Source organism: Inquilinus sp. (assembly GCF_057815775.1).
This window is the reverse complement of the sequence record NZ_JBYRFX010000320.1, coordinates 1-4,220: the sequence shown is the minus strand read 5'-3', so window position 1 is coordinate 4,220 and position 4,220 is coordinate 1. Positions and strand designations below refer to the sequence as shown.

The following is a 4,220-nucleotide window of genomic DNA, read 5'->3' as shown; positions in this document are numbered from 1 at the left end:
GTCGTCGCGCGCCCGGCTGCAGCGCGGCCGCGAGATCATCGCCGGCCATGGCGACGACAGCCGGCTCGATCCCCTGTCCGTGCTGTGGGACAAGGACAACCCCGCATCGCCAGTGTACCGGCGGGACCCTGAGGACAGCTCCTACACCCTGGCCGTCGCGGTGTTCCATGTCGGGGCGGCGTCGCTGGACTGGAGGGTCTACGACAATGCCGGGGAGGCGCCCTGTTTCTCGGCGAGCGACCAGGGATCGCAGGCGTAGTCTGGAGAAATGAGCGGTCGGGCGCGGAATGCCCTCGACCGCTCGCCGCAAGCTGTCGGACACTGGGCGGACTGGTCGTCTCAGCGGGCCCGGTCCGCCCGCTGACGATGCCGCAACGCAGTGGGCGACGGATGAGCCTGGACGATATCAACAGCAAGATCGATGCGGCGTTCGAGGGGTATCCGAAGCAGCTGCGCGTTGCGGCCCGCTATGTCCGCGAGAACCCGGAAAAGGTCGCGCTGCATTCGCTGCGCCAGGTGTCCGATCTGGCCGATGTGCACCCCTCCAGCCTGATGCGGCTGGTGCGCGAGCTGGGGTTCGAGCGCTACAACGAATTCCGGGATCCGTTCCGCCAGTGGCTGAGCACGCAGAGCAACTCGATGCGGTCGCGCGTCCAGGGGCTGCGCGCCAAGGGCAAGAGCGGCCGGCTGGACGAAACCGTGGCCGATGTGTTCGCCCGGGAACTGGCCGACGTGCAGGCCACGGCGGCCGCCATCAAGACCGCCGATCTGGTGGCGGCGGCCGACATCATGCTCGCCGCCCGGCGGGTCTACATCGTCGGCCTGCGCAGCCTGCATTCGGCGGCGTTCTTCCTCGACTACAGCTGCCGGATGTACGCGACCAATTCGGTCCTGGTGGAAGGCCGCGGCGGGTCGCTGGGCGACGAGGTGCGCGACGCCGGCCCCGAGGATGCCGTGGTGGTGCTGTCGCACCGCAGCTATTCCAAGGACACGCTGCGCATCGCCCGCTTCGCCAAGGATGCGGGCGCCAAGGTGATCTCGATCGTCGACAGCCCGCTGGCGCCGACCGTCGCCTTCTCAGACGTCAAGCTGGTGCTGACGGCCAGCCCCTCGGCGCTGCTGTCGTCTGTCGTTTCGACCCTGTCCGTCGTCCAGGCCCTGATCGCCGTCATCGTGCTCAAGGTCGGCGATGAGATCGTCGATGCGATGAAGCGGAACGAAACCTTCTACCGCGGCTTCGACACGTTCGTTGAGGACTGACGCCGTTCAGGCCTGGGAAAAGGTTCGTGACAGGGCGAGCTTGAGCTTCTCAACCAGCTCTTCGAGGTGATGCGGCTCCACGATGAAGGGCGGCATCAGCATGACGTGGTTCGCCGACCTGGCCGTCGGCCGATCCGCTGGTGGCATAGCAGATCAGGCCGAAATCCATCGCATGGGCGGACAGCCTGGCATGCACCTGGTCCGACGGGTCGAAGATCGTCTTTGACGCCCGGTCGGCCACCAGCTCGATGCCCTGCATCAGGCCGCGTCCCCTGATGTCGCCGACATGGGGATGGTCGGCGAAGGCCTCGTGCAGCAGGGCTGACAGCGCCAGGCCGGCCGCCCGGATGCGGGGATAGAGGTCCAGCCGATCGATCTCGCGCTGGACCGCCAAGCCCGCGGTGCAGGCGAGGGCGTGGCCGTGGAAGCTGTGCCCGTGCCGGAAAAAGCCGGTCCCGGCTCTGATCGCCGCGTGGATCGCGGGGCTCACGACCACCGCGCCCAGGGGGGCATATCCGCCCGCCAGCGCCTTGCCCAGCAGCACGATGTCGGGTTCGATCCCCTCCTGGCTAAAGGCGAATTGAGTGCCGACCCGGCCCATGCCGCACATCACCTCATCCAGGATCAGCAGCAGGCCGTGGCGGTCGCAGATGCGCCGGATCTCGCGGAAATATCCGTCCGGTGCCGCGACCGCGCCCAGCGTCGATCCCACCACCGTCTCGGCCACGAACGCTGCCACCCGCGATGGGCCGATCTGCTGGATCGCGTCCTCCAGCTCGCCGGCCGTCCGCTGGCCGTATTCGGCCATGGTCTCGCCGGAGCGCAATCCCCGGTAGGGGAAGGTCGGCCCGATATGCCGCGCATTGGTCGGCAGCAGCGGCAGGAACGGCGCCTTGCGGGTGGCGTTGCCGCCGGCCGAAAGGGCGGCCAGCGAACTGCCGAGATAGCCGCCGCGGCGCCCGATCACGATCTCCCGATCGGGCTGGCCGATGTCGAGGAAATACTGTCGGCTGAGCTTGAGCGCCGCCTCCGTCGCCTCCGCGCCGCTGCTGGTGAACCAGGCATGGCTCAGCCCTTGCACGTCGCGGGTGAGGTGGGCGGACAGCTCTTCGAGCGCGGCATTGGTGAAGAAGGCCGTGTGCGCATAGGCCAGGGTGTCGATCTGCTGCCGCATCGCCGCGCGGACGGCTGCGTTGCTGTGGCCGAGGCAGGAGACGCCGGACCCCGAGCTGCCGTCGAGATAGCGCTTGCCGTCGCGGTCGATGAGATAGACCCCGTCGCCGGCCACGGCCTCGCGCGGAACCGGCGACACCAGATCGCGATGGAAGACGGCGCTCATGGCTGTACCCGGTCGTCGGTTGTGCGTGGAACCACCGCGATCACCTCGATTTCGACCAGCGCGTCCTCGGCCACCAGCCCGGCGATGACGGTCGAGCTGGCATAGTCGCAGCCGGCGAGCCTGGCCCGGCGGGCCGCGTTCATCGCGTCGTAATCCTGCGCATGGCGCAGGAACACCGTCATCTTCACGATGCTGTCCAGGCTGCCACCGGCGGTGCGGAGCACGGTGTCCAGCGTGCCCAGGCAGGCCAGCGTCTGCTGCTGCGCATCACCGGGATGCAGGATCCGGCCCGTCTCCGGATCGCGCGCCAGGACGCCCGACGAGCAGACCAGCGTGCCGCCATCGATGGCCATGGCATGCGAGAACAGCGCGTTCGGACGATAGACGCCCTCGGAATTGATCTGCCGTTTCATGTCCGCTCCAGGGCTCAATTCAGCCAGCGCAGATGCTGCTGGACGAAATCGCAGCCGACCAGGTCGATATAGGCCGTGGTCAGGCGCTGCGTCACCGGGCCCGGGATGGCGGTGCCGATACGGCGGCCGTTGAAGGATGAGACCGGGCACAGGCACAGGCTGGTCGAGGCGATGAACATCTCGTCGGCGATCGCCGCGTCGAACAGGTCAAGATCCGTCTCGCGGACCTCGATGCCGAGGCCGCCGGCGATCTCGATCACCGTGGCGCGGCTGATGCCGGGCAGGATGTTCTGCGACCGAGGCGTCAGCAGCACGCCGTCGGACACCAGGAAGATGTTGTTGCCTTCGCCTTCGGCCAGATGGCCGTTCTCGTCCAGCAGCAGGGCCCAGGCACCAGGGTTCACGCGCTTCACGTCGTTCCCGGCCAGGATCATGTTCAGATACTGGTTCATCTTGGCGCGCGGGCTCAGCGCGCGGGCCGAGGTGCGGGGTGTCGCGGGGGTCACCACCATGATGCCGTCGCGGAACAGGTTGGCCCGCCCAGCGATCGGCAAGGGGCAGCATTCGATGATGACGTTGGGGCCGACATGGTCCCAGCCCTCGTCGCCGACGGCCTGGACGCCGGCGCTGACGCGTTGGCCGATCCAGTAATCCTCCCGGTCGGTCAGCAGGTGGCGGTTGCGGTCCAGCGTCTCCTCGCTCAACGCCATCATCGCGTCGAAGCCCAGCCCGCAATCGATCTCGAGGTATTTGAGCGAGCGATACAGCCGTTCGACATGCTCCTTCAGCTTGAAGGGGCGCCCGAGAAAGGTCCGGGTCAGGTCGAAGGCGCCGTAGCCGCGGAGGGCGCTGAGGTCGCGATAGGGGATCAAGACCTCCCGCTCGGGCATGAACCGGCCATTGAAATACGCAACGCGCTTTTCTGCAGCCATCTATCTCCTCCGGCTTCACGCCCGTAGATACGTTTGTGTTTTTGAGTCGGTCCGAGGAGAAATGTGTACGCAAATCCAGTCGCTGTCGAAACCAGAAAAACACAAAATCATTTTATTTATAAAAAATAAAATCATTTGTATCTTCTGCGGACGCCAATCCGTGGGACGGAGGCGGCCGGGCTGGCCTGCTCGCTGGCCCGCATCGACAAAAAAATGGGAGGCCTTCGTGACCGGTGAGACCGAGCACCAGAGCCGATACGTTTTCGCCAGGCACCT

6 protein-coding genes are annotated in these 4,220 nt (G+C 66.6%); 2 read left to right on the top strand and 4 right to left on the bottom strand.

The window, feature by feature from the left end; translation table 11 throughout:
• Both AC3XYG_RS11335 and AC3XYG_RS11330 read left to right on the top strand, forming a co-directional pair.
• Positions 1-259 (top strand): hypothetical protein (locus AC3XYG_RS11335; RefSeq protein ID WP_489139935.1); only part of this gene is annotated, 259 nt, incomplete at its 5' end.
• Between the two features lie 131 nt (positions 260-390).
• Positions 391-1,260, top strand: coding sequence for a MurR/RpiR family transcriptional regulator (locus AC3XYG_RS11330; RefSeq protein WP_489139934.1), 870 nt, complete (start codon positions 391-393; stop codon positions 1,258-1,260).
• Positions 1,261-1,309: 49 nt separating this feature from the next.
• Here the strand turns inward: AC3XYG_RS11330 and AC3XYG_RS11325 are convergent, their stop codons facing one another.
• The 4 genes from AC3XYG_RS11325 to AC3XYG_RS11310 all read right to left on the bottom strand — a co-directional run.
• A complete protein-coding gene (locus tag AC3XYG_RS11325) occupies positions 1,310-2,599 on the bottom strand; it encodes an aspartate aminotransferase family protein (RefSeq protein WP_489139933.1) in 1,290 nt (429 codons plus the stop codon).
• Positions 2,596-3,012, bottom strand: a complete 417-nt coding sequence (locus tag AC3XYG_RS11320; RefSeq protein WP_489139932.1) for a RidA family protein — start codon at positions 3,010-3,012, stop codon at positions 2,596-2,598. The genes AC3XYG_RS11325 and AC3XYG_RS11320 overlap by 4 nt, the downstream gene beginning before the upstream one ends.
• Positions 3,013-3,026: 14 nt before the next feature.
• The gene (locus AC3XYG_RS11315; RefSeq protein WP_489139931.1) at positions 3,027-3,944 is read right to left on the bottom strand and encodes an aminotransferase class IV; all 918 of its coding nucleotides are present in this window, start codon (positions 3,942-3,944) and stop codon (positions 3,027-3,029) included.
• A gap of 15 nt (positions 3,945-3,959) precedes the next feature.
• Positions 3,960-4,220, bottom strand: a 261-nt coding sequence (locus AC3XYG_RS11310) for a hypothetical protein (RefSeq protein ID WP_489139930.1), incomplete at its 5' end; no start/stop codon positions are given.